The organism is Paenibacillus marchantiophytorum, assembly GCF_014640555.1.
GTDB lineage: Bacteria > Bacillota > Bacilli > Paenibacillales > NBRC-103111 > Paenibacillus_E > Paenibacillus_E marchantiophytorum.
Genome location: NZ_BMHE01000081.1, coordinates 1 through 20,067, shown reverse-complemented (window position 1 = coordinate 20,067; position 20,067 = coordinate 1). Strand labels below are relative to the sequence as shown.

General features: G+C 45.7%; 13 protein-coding genes, 1 pseudogene and 1 other annotated feature. Of the genes and pseudogenes, 9 read left to right on the top strand and 5 right to left on the bottom strand.

Annotation, left to right across the window (positions count from 1 at the left end):
- The first annotated feature begins 513 nt into the window (after positions 1 to 513).
- The 5 genes and pseudogenes from IEY34_RS37105 to IEY34_RS34755 all read left to right on the top strand — a co-directional run bounded on the left by IEY34_RS37105 (position 514) and on the right by IEY34_RS34755 (position 7,469).
- Positions 514 to 812: pseudogene (locus tag IEY34_RS37105) on the top strand (DEAD/DEAH box helicase family protein).
- Positions 813 to 847: 35 nt separating this feature from the next.
- Positions 848 to 1,744: a TIM barrel protein gene (locus IEY34_RS34770; RefSeq protein WP_189020654.1), complete on the top strand. Its 897-nt coding sequence runs from the start codon at positions 848 to 850 to the stop codon at positions 1,742 to 1,744.
- A 150-nt stretch (positions 1,745 to 1,894) separates the two neighbouring features.
- Complete coding sequence (locus IEY34_RS34765; protein WP_189020652.1) at positions 1,895 to 2,491, top strand: cupin domain-containing protein; 597 nt, start codon at positions 1,895 to 1,897, stop codon at positions 2,489 to 2,491.
- A 56-nt stretch (positions 2,492 to 2,547) separates the two neighbouring features.
- Positions 2,548 to 2,804, top strand: a binding site (T-box leader).
- A gap of 56 nt (positions 2,805 to 2,860) precedes the next feature.
- A complete protein-coding gene (ileS, locus tag IEY34_RS34760; protein ID WP_189020650.1) occupies positions 2,861 to 5,944 on the top strand; it encodes an isoleucine--tRNA ligase in 3,084 nt (1,027 codons plus the stop codon).
- A 1,012-nt stretch (positions 5,945 to 6,956) separates the two neighbouring features.
- Positions 6,957 to 7,469, top strand: coding sequence for a YfiT family bacillithiol transferase (locus IEY34_RS34755; protein WP_189020648.1), 513 nt, complete (start codon positions 6,957 to 6,959; stop codon positions 7,467 to 7,469).
- A gap of 52 nt (positions 7,470 to 7,521) precedes the next feature.
- Here IEY34_RS34755 and IEY34_RS34750 read toward each other — a convergent pair whose 3' ends face one another.
- The 3 genes from IEY34_RS34750 to IEY34_RS34740 form a co-directional block, all read right to left on the bottom strand.
- On the bottom strand, positions 7,522 to 8,916 hold the full coding sequence (locus tag IEY34_RS34750; protein WP_189020646.1) for an ABC transporter substrate-binding protein: 1,395 nt from the start codon (positions 8,914 to 8,916) through the stop codon (positions 7,522 to 7,524).
- An 86-nt stretch (positions 8,917 to 9,002) separates the two neighbouring features.
- Positions 9,003 to 9,824, bottom strand: coding sequence for a carbohydrate ABC transporter permease (locus IEY34_RS34745; RefSeq protein WP_189020644.1), 822 nt, complete (start codon positions 9,822 to 9,824; stop codon positions 9,003 to 9,005).
- Positions 9,821 to 10,780 (bottom strand): carbohydrate ABC transporter permease, encoded by a 960-nt coding sequence (locus IEY34_RS34740; protein ID WP_189020643.1) that lies wholly within the window; start codon positions 10,778 to 10,780, stop codon positions 9,821 to 9,823. Before IEY34_RS34740 ends, IEY34_RS34745 begins: the two co-directional genes overlap by 4 nt.
- A gap of 210 nt (positions 10,781 to 10,990) precedes the next feature.
- Between IEY34_RS34740 and IEY34_RS34735 the strand changes: the two genes are divergently transcribed.
- Positions 10,991 to 11,722, top strand: a complete 732-nt coding sequence (locus IEY34_RS34735; RefSeq protein WP_308423104.1) for a glycerophosphodiester phosphodiesterase — start codon at positions 10,991 to 10,993, stop codon at positions 11,720 to 11,722.
- A gap of 132 nt (positions 11,723 to 11,854) precedes the next feature.
- Here IEY34_RS34735 and IEY34_RS34730 read toward each other — a convergent pair whose 3' ends face one another.
- On the bottom strand, positions 11,855 to 12,892 hold the full coding sequence (locus tag IEY34_RS34730; RefSeq protein ID WP_189020641.1) for a hypothetical protein: 1,038 nt from the start codon (positions 12,890 to 12,892) through the stop codon (positions 11,855 to 11,857).
- 212 nt (positions 12,893 to 13,104) lie between these two features.
- On the opposite strand from IEY34_RS34730, the gene IEY34_RS34725 reads away from it, so the two are divergent.
- Together IEY34_RS34725 and lplT are read left to right on the top strand one after the other, a co-directional pair.
- On the top strand, positions 13,105 to 15,279 hold the full coding sequence (locus IEY34_RS34725; protein WP_189020639.1) for an AMP-binding protein: 2,175 nt from the start codon (positions 13,105 to 13,107) through the stop codon (positions 15,277 to 15,279).
- Positions 15,276 to 16,460, top strand: coding sequence for a lysophospholipid transporter LplT (gene lplT / locus IEY34_RS34720; protein WP_229758001.1), 1,185 nt, complete (start codon positions 15,276 to 15,278; stop codon positions 16,458 to 16,460). The genes IEY34_RS34725 and lplT overlap by 4 nt, the downstream gene beginning before the upstream one ends.
- Before the next feature lie 14 nt (positions 16,461 to 16,474).
- Here lplT and IEY34_RS34715 read toward each other — a convergent pair whose 3' ends face one another.
- Complete coding sequence (locus IEY34_RS34715) at positions 16,475 to 17,398, bottom strand: diacylglycerol/lipid kinase family protein (RefSeq protein WP_189020637.1); 924 nt, start codon at positions 17,396 to 17,398, stop codon at positions 16,475 to 16,477.
- A 212-nt stretch (positions 17,399 to 17,610) separates the two neighbouring features.
- Between IEY34_RS34715 and IEY34_RS34710 the strand changes: the two genes are divergently transcribed.
- Positions 17,611 to 19,383 carry a methyl-accepting chemotaxis protein gene (locus tag IEY34_RS34710; protein WP_189020635.1) on the top strand — a complete coding sequence of 591 codons (1,773 nt, stop codon included), beginning with the start codon at positions 17,611 to 17,613 and terminating at the stop codon, positions 19,381 to 19,383.
- Positions 19,384 to 20,067: the final 684 nt, after the last annotated feature.

Below are 20,067 nucleotides of genomic sequence, written 5' to 3'. Positions count from 1 at the left end.
GCCGACACGCGAAAGTAAGGGGAGAATAAAAAAGAAAAAGACGGGACGCCCCCGAAAGTATCCGAAGAAGTACACAGCGGCACGAATCGTAATTAAATAGAATAAAAACCCAAAATTTACAGTTGGCAACATGTCTCCTCACTCGAAGCCTCCTTTCTTTTTTTCTCTGTGAGCGAAAGACCAACTGTAAATATAAACCTTATTATAAATTTTTTTGAATTTCCTCCTAGTCGGCATGTGCTCCGTAAAGGTGAATCAGCCGCTAAGGAGCACAATGCCTTATCATGTCATATATTTTGCAAAGCTTCTGGTGGTAACCCTGCTTTTTGCCAAAATAGCGTACCATAGTTCCCTCCCTCCATAGGTTTTATCGCTAATAAGGGGCTGATCTCTCCTGGCGGCGAAGCCGTTTTTTCTTTCAGGAAAGTAATATGAACTAGTTCTTTCCCTTGCATGCTTACAGATTCTGGCTTATTGTCAAGTTAATGTTCGACATGGAGATGAGGCTGAATGATGAAATTAATAATTATTTTTGGGCCACAAGCCGTTGGTAAAATGACAGTAGGACATGAACTAGAAAAAGTGACTGGAATGACAGTCTTTCATAATCATATGACGATTACAGGCTTGAACATAAACCAACGAAAAGAAATGTAGAACAATCGGAGCAAAATCTAAGAATGACCGCTGAGAATCATAGATTGAACTCTCTAGAACATGAAATCAAGCGGGCAAACTATATAAGAATTAATAATACAAATTTAAGTCCTGAGGATGTTGCTAGAATGGTTAAAGACAGGTTTCAATTGTGAAATTGACCTGAGGTGGTAATTAAGGAGATAGACTCATGAATCGATTCATGATAGGGCAATACGGTACTCTTGATTATCATAAGTTTCATAAAGATTTTAAAGAAGGCTTCTATGGCATCGAAGCTTGTTTGTTTGGCGATGAAACTGATATTGCGAAGTTGGTTAAAGAAGCCAGAGAACACGGATTTCAGATAGGTGTCCATTTTCCGCTGCGGGCTGGTTTATCCAAATTCAGGGATGCCTTGTTTTTAGCAAGTGATGATGCAATTAGATCGCGTGCCTATGAGAGTGTCAAGCAAGAGTTAGTATTTCTGGCGGCAATTAAACCCTCGTATGTGTTATTTCACTACCCCAAGCCTGTAATTCTAGATGACAGGGTGGATTGGAATCATTGGCGATTCGAGCAGAGCAGTGAATTTACGCATGAAAGCTCTTACGGGTTAGATGAGTTTAAAGAAAAAAGTGAGTCGTGGTTCGAATGGATTTCTCAGAAGGGGCGAGAGTTCACATTTACTCCCGTTTTGGAATTGGATGCTTTGAATACATACATTTACGCAGATACTTTTCTGGAGGAGTTATTAGACAAGTTTTCGAACGTGAAACTCTGTGTTGATACAGCTAGATGTTATTTGCAAGATCGGATAGATCCCTATTTTGATGCAAGAACAATTATGAAGAAGTTTGCCAAATATACAGAGATTATTCATTTGTCCAATGTGAAAATGACAGCGAACAACACGGTTGAGAAGAGTAGGATTCCTGTTATGCCGCATCAAGATCCAAACGAGGGTTGGGCTCCTATTGAAGAATATTTGCACATTCTTACACACGAGAATAAACAAGTGAAAATCATGTTTGAACATCGTTCAGATTTGGTAAACGAGGAGGAACTGTTGGCTTGTTACAGTTGGGTAGAGGCAATTATCACCTAGACTCCTGTCACGATTAAAACTCCGCTGCATATTATGGGTGCAAATATACTAACAGAGTGGAGTGGAAAGATGGATGCCTGCACCTACGCCTAGTACCGTGTACACGAACCCTAATGAGCAGTTTTTTTTGATATTAATAAGAATCGCTTGATGACAAGAAATGCGGAAAATTTCATTAATCGCCTCGGGCGGGATAATTTAAATACGCTTGGCAATGTCTCTATGCTCGATATTTACTTGAGCAGAGGGCGTGTGGTTGAGCCGCATTATCACCAAAATGCTTCTGAACTTGTCTATTGTATTCAAGGGAAAGCCATGATTTCTCTGATTAACCCGTTCGATAACGAAATTACGAACATTACGGTAACGCCCGGACAAGTGGGCAATATTCCGCAAGGCTGGTGGCATTGGGAAGTAGCTCTAGAAGATGATACGCACTTGCTGGCGATTTTTGATGCGCCTTATCCGGAGTATATTTTGGGGTCTGATATTCTTACCAAAACGCCGATCGAAGTTCTTGCCCATACGTATTGTTTGGATCCTGAACTATTGAAGAAAGTGCTCAAACCTCTTAATAACGAAACGATTATTATTGGACCTACGGATGAATGTGTGATGCAAGCGCATGAGCAAAATAAACAGTATGGTCATGGATCTTATACGAATATGCAGAGCCAGTCCCAGACAATGCCGCCATATTCAAATCCCCCACAAAGCCCTATTCACTACGGGTATCCAAATCGTTAATTGACATTGAAGCGTAATTGGTGTAAAAATAAAGGAATTAGATGTTCAAATATGATTTAAATTTGTTGACGAGAACGAGTAAGCTAATACCTTGTTTCCCAGAGAGTTGGCCAAGAGCTGAAAGCCAATATGCAGGAATTAGTCGAAAATCCTCTCCGAGAAGGAAAGCTGAAGGAATTGAGTAAGCTGCCCCGGGATCCCGCCGTTACAAGGGCCGCGTATGTTCGTGCGCAGAATGAGGAGCTGTGATGGTCAAGACGATTGATCATTATGGAACTAGGGTGGTATCGCGAGAGGTAATCTCGTCCCTTACGGGGCGGGATTTTTTTGTTTTTTCATACCAGGAAAATAGAGGAGCGTTTGTAACTGATGAGAAAAGTTGATGTGAAAGAGAAAGCAAGAACACGCGATCTGCGTGTGTTGGAACAATGGAAACAGAACGATACTTTCCACAAATCGATCGAGAATCGCAAAGGCAAACCGAATTTCGTTTTCTATGAGGGACCACCGACAGCGAACGGTTCACCCCATATCGGACATGTGCTAGGCCGTGTTGTGAAGGATTTCATTTGCCGGTACAAAACGATGACGGGACACCATGTCGTCCGCAAGGCGGGTTGGGACACGCATGGCTTGCCTGTTGAGCTTGGCGTTCAAAAGCAGCTTGGAATTTCCGGCAAGCAAGAAATTGAAGAGTACGGAGTAGCCAAGTTCGTCGAGAAATGCAAAAGCAGTGTATTTGAATATGAAAAGCAGTGGCGGGAATTAACCGAAGCGATCGCCTACTGGACGGACATGGATGATCCATATGTGACGTTGAAGAACGAGTATATCGAGAGCGTTTGGCATATTTTAGCGGAAGTACACAACAAAGGATTGCTGTACAAAGGGCATCGGGTCAGTCCTTATTGTCCAGATTGCCAAACGACATTGAGCTCGCACGAAGTCGCGCAAGGTTATGAAGATGTGAAAGATTTGAGCGCCACGGTGAAATTCAAAAGTAAAAGCGGAGAAGAGAACTTTTTGGCATGGACGACAACGCCTTGGACGCTGCCAGCGAACGTAGCTTTGGCTGTGAACAACGATATCGACTATGCTAAGGTGAAATATCAAGATGAAGTCTATATCGTGGCCCAGAAGCTTGTGGAGAAGCTGTTCAAGCAAGACTACGAGATACTGTCTGTGCATAAAGGGGCAGAGTTCGTTGGCACTTCCTACGAGCCGCCATTCGGCTATATCAGCCCGAACAAAGGTCATATCGTTGTAGACGCAGATTATGTTATGGACACAAGCGGTACAGGTATCGTTCATATTGCTCCCGCACATGGCGAAGACGATTACCGCACAGCTCGCCAGCACGAGTTGGACTTCGTGAATGTGGTCAATTTGGCGGGACGTTACCACGACCTGATCACCGACTTCGCTGGTCGCTTCGTCAAAGATTGCGATGTGGATATTGTGAAGTATTTATCCGAGCGCAATCTGTTATTTTCCAAAGAGCGTTATGAGCATAGCTATCCGTTCTGCTGGCGCTGTAAATCACCGCTTCTGTATTACGCTATGGAAAGCTGGTTTATCAAAACGACCGCTATCAAAGAGCAATTGATTGAAAATAACAGCAAAGTCGATTGGTATCCTGGGCACCTTCGAGAAGGCCGTTTTGGGAAGTTTCTGGAGGACCTTGTGGATTGGAACATCAGTCGCAACCGTTATTGGGGAACTCCGCTTAACGTCTGGTTATGCGATGATTGCGGGTGCGAATATGCTCCTGGAAGCCGCAAAGATTTGCAGGAAAAATCGGTGCAGCCGCTGGACGAAAACTTAGAGCTGCATAAGCCTTATATCGATGAAGTGAAGCTTCGCTGCTCTTGTGGAGGCGTCATGCACCGAACCTCTGAAGTCATCGATGTCTGGTTCGATAGTGGTTCTATGCCGTTCGCGCAGTATCATCATCCTTTTGGAGATGAAGCGCTGTTCAATGAGCAATACCCGGCGGACATGATCTGCGAAGGGATTGACCAAACGAGAGGCTGGTTCTTTAGCTTGCTCGCGGTTTCAACGTTGTACAATGGGAAAGCACCTTACAAAGCTGTGCTTTCTACAGGTCACGTTTTGGACGAGAATGGGCAAAAGATGTCCAAAAGCAAAGGAAATGGTATCGACCCTTGGGATATCATCAATGAGTTTGGCACGGATGCGTTTCGCTGGGCTCTGCTTGCGGACAGCGCGCCATGGAACAGCAAACGATTCTCTAAGCAAATCGTAGCGGAAGCGAAGTCCAAGCTGGTAGATACGCTTAACAATACACATGCTTTTTATGCGTTATATGCAGAGATTGACCAGTATAAGCCAGAGGATCACCCGAAACTCTCATCTGAGAATGAATTGGATCGCTGGATCATCTCGCGGCTGAACAGCACCTTGCAGAATGTGCGCAAAGGCTTGGAAATCAATGATTTCTTGAACCCTGCGAAACAAATCGAGGCTTTTGTAGATGAGCTTAGCAATTGGTACATCCGCCGCTCCCGTGACCGTTTCTGGGGAAGTGAAATGACCGCGGATAAGGTATCAGCTTATCAAACGCTGCGTGAAGTTTTGCTGACGATTGCGCGGATGATCGCACCATTTGCACCGCTTATCGCGGAAGATATCTATGGGAATCTAGGCGGAGACGGAAGCGTCCATCTGGCAGATTATCCGCAAGAGAACCAATCCGTCATTGATTTAACCCTTGAACGCGAGATGGAAACGACTCGGCAAATTGTTGAGCTGGCTCGCAACGTGAGGAATGAGACAGGGATCAAAACGCGTCAGCCGCTTTCCGAGATGATGGTTTCACTGAATGGTGATTTCGACTTGAGCCGGTTCGAGGATATCATCAGAGATGAGATGAATGTTAAAGTCATTCGCTTGGAACAAAGCGACAGTGGTTTTGTAGACTTCAGCGTGAAGTTGAATCTGAAAGTAGCAGGGAAAAAGTACGGCAAGGCCGTCAGTCCTTTGCAAAATCATCTGAAGCAATTGTCTGCTGCAGAAACCAAACAAGCCATCGACAAGGGCTTCTTAACAGTGATAATTGAGGGAGCAGAGCTGCGTGTCGAGCTCGAAGATTTGCTTGTAGAAAAGCAGGCAAAAGCAGGCTTCGCATCAGCCTCCAGTAATCAAGTTACCGTTACCCTCAACACCACATTAACGGAGGAACTGGAACAAGAGGGACTTGTCCGGGAAATGATCCGTGCTATACAGGATTATCGCAAAAAGCTGGAGCTTCCGATTGAAAAGAGGATCAACCTTGTCTTGGATGTGGGGGCGCCGCTGAAAGAAGCTTTGGAGCGCTTTGATCATGTGCTGCAAGAGAATGTGCTGCTTGCCGGGGTCAGATTCGCGAAGGTGAATGACATGGAGCCGGTATCCATTGGGGATGAGAGTTTCGGTTTGTTAATTGAGGAGTAAGCGTTGGAAGCAGGTGCCGCGGCACCTGCTTTTTTTAACATAGCGCGCCTAGCCAAGCTAGGCACAACTAATTGATGAAAGTTCAATCGAGTTACTCCAGCTGCCTCGCGCGGAGGGAGGGAACTACGGTGCGCTATTTTAGCCAAAAGTGTCATTATCGGGAGGTTGAGGGATCTACAGTACGTTATTTTGCTGTTTTATGGGAATTTTTACGCTTTTTGTGGAAATAAGACCCTGTAGTTCCGCTATTACCCTCGCATCCCTTCTTTTCGTCTAATTAGCGTCCTCTAGTTCCCTTACAAGGTTTTGCAGCTAAGAAGAGGCTGATTTATCAGGGCCGCGAAGTCGTTTTTCTTAAGATGTTAGTGTTTTTGGTAGATACAATATTGATATCTGTGGTGATTTGAAGGTTATGGGGATAACTCGTTTAATTCTAGGAGAATTTGATAATTTTGATTATCGCTGATTTGTGATCTGGAAAACTGTAAGAGTGCGCCAGCAGGCGTGTAGACCTAGTCTGAATTACCATTTATCCAAGTTGTAATATCCAAGTATTGCACAACTCTTCCCTGATTTACAAAAACCAAAAGGGTGCTGCTCTCATTTGATAAATGCAGCGAGTTTTTTGTCCAATCGTATCCCAATCTTTTATTGATTTCACGTGGTGTCATATAGGGTCCAAACAAATACAGTTTGTCCCAAACGAAGGTGGTCATTTCACGGACAATGTTGGAGTCTAAGTAGTCGCACGAAGAAATAGGTAATCAATAATCCAACGAGTAAAGGCGTTAGGCATAGTGCTAGATTAAACGGTCTGAATCCATTTTCGGTGATATCCAAAAGAATATTTAAAGTTTTTATAAATGAGTTATACAATTGAAGGTAGCTTGTGGATTTGCCTAAATCGTTGCTTTCAAAGCAACCCTATTGGATGAATTCCAATAGAGATGAGGAGTTCAGCTAGGAGAGAAGACAAATAAGAGGTACCCCGGAAAAAGAAAGGAGCCTGCAAATGGAAAAAATACGCTATCCCATAGGTCAATTTGTTGCAAAATCGGCTTTATCTGTTGAGGAACGAAACAAGTGTTTACAAGGAATCTCTGATATCGCGAAGTCGCTCAGGGATGTGCTGAAAGATTTGGACCACGAGCAGCTCCAAGTGCCTTATCGTCCAGGTGGTTGGACATCGCAGCAGGTCGTACACCATATGGCAGATAATGATATAAACGCATATCTGCGTTTAAAGCGAGCGTTAACGGAAGACGAGCCTGTGGCAAGTTCATATCGTGAGGATTTATTTGCAGAGCTGAGCGACTATAGGGATGTGCCAGTTCAAGTTTCAATTGCCTTACTGGAATCGCTGCATACCCGCTTAGTGGCTTTGCTCAGAGGCGGCAGCCAGAATGCGTTCAACCGACAATTCTCCACGCAGGCTCTAGGGAGGATCAGCATCGATACCGCGCTCCAAAGGTTTCTTTGGCACAATCAGCATCATATAGCCCAAATTGCATCGATCATCAAATAACCAAAGAGGAGCAGGGCCGCCTAGGCGCCCTGCTCCTCTTGTTCGTTAAAGACTATTTAACCGTTTTGTTATAAGCGGCAATCTTCTCTGTAATGCTCTTCGCAGCTCCATCGAGCGCTTCTTTTGGCGCTTTTTTGCCAGTTAAAGCTTCTTCGATGGCTGTTTCTACGATTTGACGGGCTTCTGGGAATACGCCCATGACAGCGCCTTGAGTTGCCTTATTCGCTTTGGTGTTGTGAAGCTGGTCAATGGCCGTCTGGAATTGCGGATACTTGGCCAGGTTGTCCTTCACAAGCTGCTCGTCGTAAGCTTTTTTGGTAATAGGGAAGTAGCCAGTGTTCACGTGCCACCATGCTTGTGTTTGCGGAGTCGTGAGGAATTTAATGAATTCCCATGCTCCCTTTTGCTCAGCTTCGGATTTGTTGTTCAAGATGTAAAGACTCGCTCCGCCTACAACGACACCGCCTTCTTTGGCATCCGCTGGCTTCGGCAACGTGCTTGTCCCGACTTGGAATTTCCCGTCAGCACCGCTCACGATACCGCGAAGGGAGGCTGTGGAGTCCAGGGTCATCGCCACTTGACCAGCCAAGAATGCTTTCTTGGTATCATCGGTTTTGCGACCGAGGTTCGCGGAAGTTTTGTTGTCGACCATGTCTTTCCACCATGTCAATGTTTTTACGCCAGCTTCATTGTTAGCCAGTGACTCCGTTGCTGAAGCAGTGCGACCGTTGCCATTATTCAAATATTCCACACCTTGATTGGCAAAGAATTGCTCCATGAACCAGCCGTAGATCGCAAAGGAGGAGCCGGATTTACCATCTTTGGACAGCACTTTAGCGGCAGTGGCAATCTCTTCATACGTTTTTGGCGGCTTCTCGGGATCAAGACCGGCAGCTTTGAACATATCTTTGTTGTAGTAAAGGATTGGATTCGATGTATTGAAAGGCATGGAATAAAGCTTGTTATCAAATTTATAATAGTTCAAAATATTGTCTTCGAGCTGTGAAAGATCGAATTTATCTGCATCCACGAATTGCTGCACCGGCGTAATGGCTTTGGAGTCGATCATGAAGCGGGAACCAATTTCGTATACTTGAATGAGTGAAGGGCCGCTTTTGGTATCCATGGAAGCTTTCATTTTGTTTAAGCTTTCGTCGTAGGTACCTTGGAAAACTGCTTCCACGATGACATTTTTCTGAGAAGCATTGAAGTCTGCAACCAATTTATCGACAGCTTTGCCAAGCTCGCCACTCATGGAGTGCCACCAAATGACTTTAACCGGCTCGGCCGATTTCTTGGTGTCAGTTGTCGCTGAAGGTGTAGAAGCTTTCGTATCTGCTGTGCTGGAAGTTGTTGTCGTTTCCGCTTTACTGCCGCAAGCGCTGGTTAATAAGACCATCAGTGCGGTCATCGCAAGCGCGGAGCTTCTCATTTTCAATGATTTCATGTTCTTTGTTTCTCTCCCTTTTGATTGCATTTTTTTATGGAAATCGAGATCAGCGATGGGCTGAACTGAGTAGCCATCCTTATGGATCAGCCTTTCAATGCTCCTGCGGTAAGTCCGCGAACGAGCTGTTTTAAGCCAAGAATTAGCATTAAGAGGGAAGGCAGCAAGACGACAGTGACGCCGGCCAAAACCAAGTTCCAAACGGTTAATTCTTCAAATTGGAGCATGGCGATGCCGATCTGCACGGTGCGCATGCCCTCACTGTTCGTGATTAGAAGTGGCCATAAGTACATGTTCCAGGCATTCAAAAAGGCATACACAGCGAGAGTGGCTAATGCCGGCCGTCCAAGGGGCAATACGATGCGGAAGAAGCTGCGGAAATGGCCGCATCCATCTATCCGTGCCGCTTCGAACAACTCTTTGGGCAGCTGCAGGAAGAATTGCCTCAGCAGAAAAGTGCCGAAGGCTGTTGCCAGGAAAGGGACCGTTAAGCCCTGCAAGCTATCGAGCCAGTCCCACTTTTTGACCATCAAATAGTTCGGAATGATCGTGACTTCCCACGGAATCATCATGGTGGCCATGAAGAGTGCGAAGATGAACGCTTTTCCTTTGAAGCGAATATTGGCAAAAGCATAGGCAGCCATGCTGGAGGTAATCAATTGACCAACCATGATGATGATCGCGACGATCAAACTGTTGGTGATGAATTTGCCGATAGGAACGAGTTTGAAAACGGCAAGTAGACTGCCCCAATAGAAACCGCTAGGCAAAAAGCGGGGAGGATAAGCGGAAGCTTCCTCCGGCGTCATTAAGGCTGACGAGAAGGTATAGAAAATGGGATACAGCACCAGGACTGAGCATATAACCAGAAGCGTGTAAACGAACGTATTTTGCAAGCGTGAACTCATTGATAATGCACGTTCCTTTCAAAAACTTTAAATTGAACGATCGTGAAGATCAGAATTATGGTGAAAAGGACCAAGGCTTGCGCGCTTCCCGTACCGAACCGGAAGTTGATGAAAGCGTCCTGATACAAGGAATATACGAGCACGTCGGTCGAGTTCACAGGTCCGCCTCTGGTTAGGATATGAATTTGTCCGAAGGACTGAAAAGCTCCAATGATGGAGACGATGGTCACGAAAAAAACCGTGGGTGAAAGCAAGGGCAAGACGATTCGGATAAAGGTTCGAACGGGTCCAGAGCCATCGATTTTGGCGCTATCGTAGATTTCGTCCGGAATTCCCTGTAGGCCGCTCAGCAAGACGATGTAGGTGAAGCCCAGATTCATCCAGACGGTCATCATGGACACGGAAAGCAGTGCCCATCTCGGATCGGTCAGCCAAGCAACCGGCTCAAGCCCAACAAGAGTCAGCAGGTAATTCAACATGCCAACACTCGGGTGAAACAGCATCATCCAGATGACGGCGGAAGTTCCGACAGATAATACGACAGGCAGAGAGAAGATGAACTGAAAGATGCGCATCCCTTTTAAGTGATTATGTGTGAAAGCCGCGAGTATCAGAGCCAGAACAATAACGGTGGGTACGGTTAAAAGGGTGAAAAGACCCGTGACACCGAGGCTTTGGTAAAATCGCTCCGATGTGAAAATAGCTGTAAAATTATCGAATCCAACGAAGGAAGAGATCCTGCCTCTGGGATCCGTTTCATGCAAGCTGAGATAGAAGGTTTGGAGCAGAGGGTAGAACAAAAAAAGGCCAAACAGCAATAGCGAGGGGAACAAGAAGACATAGCCTAAGAATGTCTCGCTCCACTTCTGGCTGAACGTGCTGAGGATTGGCTGTTTGACTTTCAAACCTGGTTTAGCAGTTGTTGGAAATGATAAATCTCTGTCCAAAGTGTTCATTCATTAAGCCTCCACAAACTGTAATCGATGAATCTCTTGCATCCCTAGCTTAACGTTAACTTATTTGACCAATGTTAAATACAGGTGAAGGATTTGTAGATTTTTTTGAATATTTACGTAACCTTTACGCATCCTGACTGGGCAAGAGCGGAGATTTTCCCTTATAATTTGAGCATAGAAGAAGCCTAAACTACCCATTAGGAGTGTGGAATGATGCATAAACAGAAACCGCTAGTGATTGGACATCGAGGTGCCGCAGGCGAAGCGCCGGAAAATACGTTAGCGTCTTTCGCTTTGGCGCTGGAACAAGGTGCTGATGGTATTGAGTTGGATGTACATCTGACGAAAGACAATGAAATTGTCGTCTGTCATGATGCAACGCTGGATCGAACGACCAATGGGGCTGGTTGGATTGTGGAAAAAAACTGGGAAGAACTGAGATCCCTCGATGCGGGAATGTGGTATTCAGAAGCTTATATAGGGGAGCGCGTGCCGCTGCTGCGAGAAGTGTTTGATCTTGTGCCGCGCGGACATCTGATTAACGTGGAAGTGAAGCATGCGTACGAAGGGCGTATGGAGAAGGCGCTTTTGGCATTCTTGCAAGCAAGCGGCAGGATGGAGGATGTCGTGATTTCCTCGTTTGATCACAAGGTGATTCGCAGGCTGAAAGTGGCCGAACCCGAGGTGAAAGTAGGGTTGTTGTATACAGCCAATCTTATTGATCATGCTGGTTATGCGGAGCAAATCGGTGTCGATGTATATTCCTTGCATCCCTATCATCATTTAATCGGAGATGAGGATGTCAAAGCTGCTTCGGCAGCAAACGTAAAAACTTATCCTTATACGGTGAATGAGTTGAGGGATTACAAACAGCTGATTTCGTTTGGTGTTTCGGGTATTATTACAGACTATCCGGGCCGGTTGAGGAAGTTGCTGGATTAATCCCCGAATCTGCGATAGGGGAACGAGGCTGACTCAAAAGGTTAAAGGGAGCTTTTCCATGTCGTGCAATATTAAAAGAAAGAGGCTGCCCTTAAGTCATTAAATTGACTGATGGGACGCCTCTTTCTTGATTCATGAGCCGGAAGCACCTTCCATCGAGGTTAGGCATGCCGTCTGGAATTCATGTGGATTATCCACGAATAAATAGATTTGATCGACAAGTTGTCGTTTGCCAAACAGGCGGATAACCAGATTAGCATTTTTCAATTGAATGCGTATATTCGGTTCTACGACCAGCGGTATAAACGATGTGTTCATGCGATCTTTAGCTATTTGCTCAGAGGAAATGACGGATACCGATTCAATATTAGTTATTTCTACGTAGGAGAACAATTGAAGACCATACTGCAAGCGAATGACCTGCTTTGAAACCAAAATTGGATTTAGACACATTGCCCGGTAATCGGCGACTAGCAAAAGAATGATATATACATTCCCGATTGAAAGAATCCATGCGACAATAGGTGACCATTGCATGAAAAGGATATGAACACAAACACCTTCAATTAGAAGAATTTTCGATAAGATTAAAATGGTGATCAGCCAATTAGAATTTGTGTGATAACGGAATGCAGCAGTGTCTGGTTGTAGGTAAGGCTTTTTTCTCCAAGCAAAAAATGCGTAATAAAAAAGCGACAAATCATGTAGAAGGAAGGGTGCTATGTTGGAATGAGGGAATGTTTCTTCCATACTTTTGCGAATTGTTTCGAGCGGATGTGCCTTGATGAAATGATTGCGTCTAAAGTGGGTAATGAGTTGATATAGTTTATAGATTTCATAACCAAGAAACGTAAGTTCCACAGGGATGAGCAAATATTTGACCCATTCAAGAGTTCCTTGCCCCTTAGCCGGTATAAACAGTAGCAATGCCAAATAGCCTAGCAAAGCGAAAGGAAGAACCGAGATGAAGCTTTTATTGATTTTTCGATAGATCAAGAAGTAAAGCAAGATTGGAAGTACCACAACAAAATCCAGTGCGAATCCAATGGTCAAAATTTGATCATGTTCTGCGTACAGAGCAGATCTTACAAGAACAAGATCAATCAGGTATATGAATAAACTGGCACAAAGGAAATAAATGAAGTTGGATTTTGCAACTAATTTGAACATAGGATACACGCTCCTTTACCGAAATATATAGTTTCACTATAACAGAAAATTCCTATATTTACCAATAAACGGAACCGATTCGCCAGAGTACTACGCAAAGTTAGTACTATCCGTTTGGTGGCAAATGCATACAATAGGATTATGACCAGGTATTAAGAGGTGCCCAAAAATATAGGCAATTAGACATATGAAAGCTCTTAGGAGGAGTCACGATGATGAAATGGTTGGTTGTTACCCTGTTGAAGCTGCTGCTGCCCTTATTGCGCCCAGCCTTGATGGCTGGCTTTCGGGTGAAAGTCAAAGGGCTGACGCACTTAATTATTACTGAGAAAACGGTACTTATCCCGAATCATGTCTCTTTGTTAGATGCTGTTCTGCTCGCGTTCATTTTGCCGAGTGAAGTAGCATTTGTGGTGAATACCAAAATCGCCCAGCGTTTTGCGTGGCTTCTCCTTTTTCGGGCTCATATTGCGGTAGATCCACTGAACCCTTACTCGGTAAGGACGATGTTGAAAACGGTGCAAAGCGGAATACCGCTGGTCATTTTTCCAGAGGGGCGAATTACAACGACAGGCGGCATGATGAAAGTGTATGGAGGTATTGGTTACATTGCATTGAGATCTCAGGCGCGGATGCTGCCAATTGCCATCAATGGTCTGGAACATTCTAAGCTGTCGTATCTGCGCGGCAAGCTCAAGCAAATTTGGTTCCCGGCAGTGAGTATTACGTTTGGAGAGGCCTTTCAAGTACCCGTGCGTGAAGAACTGTCGAGAAGGATTCAAAAGGAACAAGCAACAGAAACAATCCGCTCTCACATGCAAAATCATTTATTAGCAAGCCGGATGAAGCCTGAACTCAATTTATTCAATGAACTGTTGATCGCCGCGAAAAAGCACGGCTCGACGACTGTCATTATAGAAGATATTGTTGGCAACGCCACCTTAACATATCGGAAACTTCTGCTCACTACGTATACGATGGCAGGACGTTTGAAAGCGCTGCTTCGAGCTCAGAAGCGTGTTGCGGTACTGCTGCCGAATGCAGCAGCGAATGTGGTTACCTTGTTCTCGCTATTCCGACTAGGCGTGACGCCAGCGATTATGAACTATTCGGCAGGCAAGCAAGCGATGCTGGATGCTTGTGAAACGGCGTCTGTGAAGACGATCATTACGTCCAGAGCTTTCATAGAGAAAGCGAATCTATCTGATTTTATCCAGAGCGCAAGTGAGATTTTCACCATTATTTATCTGGAAGATGTCAAACAAAGTATCGCGTTCAGCCATAAATGGGCAGGCGTACTCGACTATATGCGCAAAGCGAAAGGGCCTGTCGGCGCGGAGTGGAACGAGGTTGTTCTGTTCACCTCAGGCAGTGAAAGCAAACCCAAAGGTGTCGTGCTCACTCATCGCAATATTTATGCCAACATTCAGCAGGCTAAGGTCGTTATTGCGTTTAACGCTGCGGATATTGTGTTAGGCGCAATGCCGATGTTTCACTCTTTCGGATTGACCGCGGGGACGATGCTGCCGATTCTATCTGGGATGAAAGTGGTCCTGTATCCGAATCCTTTGCATTATAAAGTCATTCCTGAGCTGGTTTATGACCGGAATATTACGATATTATTCGGGACTTCTACCTTTCTGTCGGCTTATGCAAGAACGGCGCATCCGTATGATTTTGCCCATTCGTTGAAATATGTGGTAGCAGGCGCTGAGAAGTTGAAGGATGAAGTCAGACAAATGTGGGCTGATAAATTCGGGATTCGCGTGTTGGAAGGGTATGGCACAACGGAAACGGCTCCAGTCATCTCGCTGAATACACCGATGAATAACAAGAAGGGGACTGTTGGCCGATTGCTGCCGGGTATGCAGTACCGTTTGGAGAAAGTGGAAGGAATAGCGCTTGGAGGGAACTTGCTAGTGAAGGGACCCAACGTGATGAAGGGCTACCTGATCCATGGCCAGGGATTCGTTCCCTGCCCGGAATGGTACAGCTGTGGGGATGTTGTTCATCTGGATGAGAGGGGCTATCTAACTATCCAAGCTAGAGTGCAGTCTTTTGCTAAAATTGGCGGAGAGAAAGTTTCGCTTCCTATGGTCGAAGAGTTGTTAGCGGCTTGCCTGCCTGCTCAGTCGATGTGCGCAGCAATCAGTGTCCCTGAACCGCGCAAAGGGGAGCGGATTGTGCTTTATCATACGAGTCGAGATGCTCAGCTCCAACAGATCAGAGAGTCTATGAAGCAGCAAGGGCATCCAGCGATTTATGTGCCTTCCGAGCTTCGATATGTAGAGAGGCTGCCACTGCTGGGCAGTGGCAAAGTCGATTATGTAACCATCAAGCGAATGGCCATGCAAGATGAGGAGCAATCCAAAGGGAGCGATCTATGATGACATTGAAAATGAAAATGAAGCCACTCCAGACGTTATATGTGACACAATTCCTCTCCGCTTTCGCAGATAATATGATTCTATTCATTACGCTGGCAATCATTAAGCAAAGCGCGTTCCCTGCTTATTATATCGGTGTTGTGCAAGCCTCGTTTCTTGTTGCCTTTGTGATCCTGGCGCCATTCGTTGGCGCCTATGCCGACAAAAATGCCAAGTCCCACGTCCTTCTAGTCGGAAATGCCATAAAAGGCATCGGAATTATTGCCTTGTTCTTGCACTTGGACCCGGCAGTCAGCTACGGCATCGTAGGCATTGGGGCCGCGGTCTACTCACCGGCCAAATACGGCATCCTGCCCTCCTTGACGAAGTCTGACCATGAACTGCTCAAAGCCAACGCCCGCATAGAGGGCTACACCATAATGGCTATTCTTTTGGGCTCCGTTTGCGGCGGTATTTTGGCTCAATTCTCCCTTACCGGTTCAATTCTTGTATGTCTGGGGCTTTACTTGGTTTCCTTGTTGATGTCCTTGCAAATTCCAAAGATTGCTGGCAATGCCACGATCCGTTACGGAAAAGAAGCGAAAGCTTTTGTGAACGATGTCGCCTTTCTGCTAAAAAATCGCACCACTCGGTTCTCGCTCGTTGGCACAGGCTCTTTCTGGATGACTTCCTCCGTTGTTCGTCTGGCGATTATCGCTTGGGTACCGGCGCATTTGGGCATCGAATCCGTCGATCAAATTTCCATGCTGGTGGCAGTCACTGGTATAGGCATTATGATCGGAGCGCTGCTAACACCCAAGCTGATCCCGGCCCGCAAATACTATAATTCGTTCGTATTCGGTATTGTGATGATAGTTAGTATCTTGTTGTTTCCGCTTATTTCCAACTTGTATGTGACGATCGGACTATTGCTGCTGATTGGCTTCAGCGGAGGTGTATTTATTGTACCGATGAACACGGTGCTGCAAGATAAAGGACAGCGAATGATAGGCGCTGGGAAAACGATTGCGGTTCAGAATCTCCTTGAAAATGCGATGATGCTTGCCGGAGTTGGCATCTACACCCAAATATCTGCTGATGGTCTTTCCCCGGATAGCTCCATAACAGGGATTGCCGTCATCCTGGCTGGCTTCGTAGGCTACCTTATTTTGCAGCGTCAACGGTTAAAATTAATAGCCTAAAAAAAGCTGCCTCATCACTCCGCTCTTATAACGCGCAAGCCCGAAGGAATAATCTCGATATGCAGTGGTGTTGTTCCACCGATCTCTCCGTCAGCTTGAACGAGCAGGGGCGATTCGGTGCGCAGAGAGATAGATTTGCCTTTGTAAAAGGAAACAGCAGGATGCTTGGTATGTTTGCCTTGATACACGGTGAAAAGAATAGGCAGCAGCCGTAATCGCCCGCTGCTTCGGATTACGACGATATCAGCCAAGCCGTCGTGAGGGGAAGCAGACGGGCATATTTGGATGGAGCCGCCGTAAAAAGGTATATTGGCAACAGCCGTCAGCCACATATCTGTTATTTCATAGGTGGTTCCATCCACCTCTAGCCAAGCTTTACATGGTTGATAAGTAACGAATACACGCAAGATTGAAAGGAAGTAGGCTATTTGGCCTAGGCCTAGACGATTAAGCCATTTTTTGTAGGCAGCCTCATTCGTCAGCTTGGCGACCTTGCCATCGAAACCAGCTCCAATGCTGTTCACTGCGACGCGTCCGCTGGCTGTTTTTAGCAAATCAATCTGTACGGTGTTTGCAGCTTTCAGTGCGATATCCAACGCTTGCAGGGGATTATTAGGAATCCCATACGCTTTGGCAAAATCATTGCCTGTCCCCGCCGGAATGACCGAAAGACGGCAGTTCTCGCCATGTTCAGCAGCCTCCATAATTCCGCCGACAACCTCGTGTATCGTGCCATCTCCGCCAATTACGATCAATTGATCGATCTTATTCTCTTGTAGAAGCGTAACGGCATGTTGGGTGGCTTCGCCTGCTAGTGTCGTTAATTTGGCCTTATAGGCAATCGCTTGCGACTTGAGCAATGGCTCAATTTCTCGCCAAATGTTAGATCCTCTGCCATCACCTGAAAGCGGATTCACAATAATTCCGAGCAACTTCATGATCGTCTCCACCTTAACTCTATTAAATTTGGAAATAATTAGTTTATAAATGAGGCGGTGCGGGTGTGGAATTTTGACGAATAATATCTTTACAGATGGGGCACTTATTTGTAAAATAAACCATAGGTAAATTAATTAATTTCATGTTAGATATTATGTCACCAAAATTACAGACAAGAGCATCGATGACTCGAGAGGAGAACGGGAATACTTTGAAAAGCAACATGAGATCGACGATGAGCAGCTTGAAAAATGTAAAAAATAAGAAAGCGAACCTGTCCATGCTGCGAAATCTTAAACTGCGTTTTAAGCTGTTGATGATGAATGCGATTGCGATTGTGTTCTTGCTTATTGTAGGGGTTACTGGCTATTACTATATGGACAAGATGGCTGGCAATTCTACTAGAATGTACGAGGAAAGCCTGCTTTCTGTCAAATGGATTAATCAACTGAAATCCAATTTTAATGAAACAGAATCCAATTTGCTCGAGATGATGCTCTCCGTAGATGTGAAATATAAGCAGAAATTGAAAACCAAGTTAGACGAGAATTTGATGACTAATAATGAACTGGTTACCAAAATCGGTCGAATTGCGCTAAGTGACGAAGAGGCCATTGCCTTCCGCAATTTTGAAGGGATGAATTTAACCTATAGCAAAGGTATCACGACAGCGATTGAACATGCTACCCAAAATAATCAAGTCGCTTATCAGGTTTATAACAATGAAGTGTCCCCGCAAGGAAATAAGACGGTTGAAGCGCTGGATGCTATCGTCAAACTAAAGGAATCAGCTGCCGAACAGTTTCAGGAATCCAACAAGAATGACTCCGAAATATCCCATTTGGTCATCATTTTGACGATTATCATTGCTATTATCATCCTGACCATCAATGGCCTAACCTTGAATATGATTATTACCACGCCAATTCGTAAACTACAGGAACATATGGAGAAAGCGGCTGATGGCGATTTGTCGGTGAAAGGGGATTATCCGTTCCATGATGAAGTCGGGAAATTGACCGGAGCCTTTAATGTGATGACCGAAAGTCTTCGTTCGCTCGTGTCGCAAATTGCCGACAATGCGTTAACTTTATCAGCAAGTTCGGAAGAGCTTCTGGCCAGTTCTGAGCAGAGCTCGTTGGCGGCCAAGCAAGTAGCAACCTCCAGTCAGCAGTTGTCCGAAGATTTCGAGAAGCAGTTCGCTGGTGTTAACCAAGCGAATGAGGCCGTTCATCAATTGCTGACGAGTACGAAACTGATTGATGAGTCGGCGAATGAAGTGACTTTGCTTGTAGCGCAAGCGACAAATGCCGCTCAGAACGGGAAGAAATCCGTTGTTTCGATTGCCGGGCAAATGAGTGAAATTTCCGATGCTGTCAATGAAGTGAATGGTGTGATTGATGCTTTAGGCAAAAATGCCCACAAAATCGGTGAAATCGTCAATGTGATCAATGATATCTCGACGCAGACGAATTTGCTCTCTCTGAACGCGGCGATCGAAGCCGCGCGTGCCGGCGAATCGGGAAGAGGCTTCGCTGTCGTAGCTGGGGAAGTGCGGAAACTGGCTGAGCAGTCGGCTTCCTCCGCGAGAAATATTACGAATCTCGTTTCGACGATTCAAGGGCAAATAGGCCACGCGGTAAGCTCTATGTATGCCGGAGCGGCCAAAGTGGAGGCCGGTCTAGCGATTTCTGGTGAGGCGCAGGAATCCTTCCTGCATATCGAATCTTCCGTTGAGAAAGTCAACGCGAAGGTAGAGAACGTGAACCTGAACATTCATCAGCTTGTAGAAGCGAATGAACGCATCGAGCAAGTGATGAGCATCGTCAGCGGCGTATCTGAGAAAGGGATTTCCGTCAGTCTGATGACATCCGCTGCAAGTCAGCAGCAAATGTCCACGACGGAGGAAATCGAGAATTCCGCCAAGTCCTTGGCGGGACTTGCGGAAGAACTGCAAATTTCGTTGCAGAAATTTACGGTGTAGTGGGGATGGAACCGCGGGCTTAGGCCTGCGGTTTTTCTTTGCGGCTGCGGCGACGCGAAATCGAGAAAGCGCGTGCCGTCACGGAAGTCTTTTACTTCGTACCTTAGGGGTTTGGGCGTAGTAGCGGAACCATGTTCCCTCGAGCTAGAGGAACGGCGATCTGGGGAAGCTTCGATTCGTTTGAGCTAGGGGAACCATGATCCACAGATCGTTTGAGCTAGAGGAACCACGTTCCGTGAAAGCTCCGATTGGTTCGGTTTTAGACGAAATAGAGGATCTATGATTCCTCTGGAGCTGAATTTGTTCTGTTGATGGAGTTAAATAGATGGTTGGGAGAACGCGTAGAGCTGATGCATGGAAAAGTAGCTGATTAATTGGACGATGCATCAGCACGTACAACTGCTCGCGGAACAACGATGCGTTATTCGTCAGAAATCGGTCGATTTGGCTTTCCCACGAATCGAGGAGGCGCTATTTCAGGAAAAGCGGCTCATTTCGCAGGAGAAACAGCGAACAGGGGAACCACGATCCGCGTAAGCTCAATTTCGCACGGTTGTAGCAGAAGCTTTGCAAAATATATGACATGATAAGGCATTGTGCTCCTTAGCGGCTGATTCACCTTTACGGAGCACATGCCGACTAGGAGGAAATTCAAAAAAATTTATAATAAGGTTTATATTTACA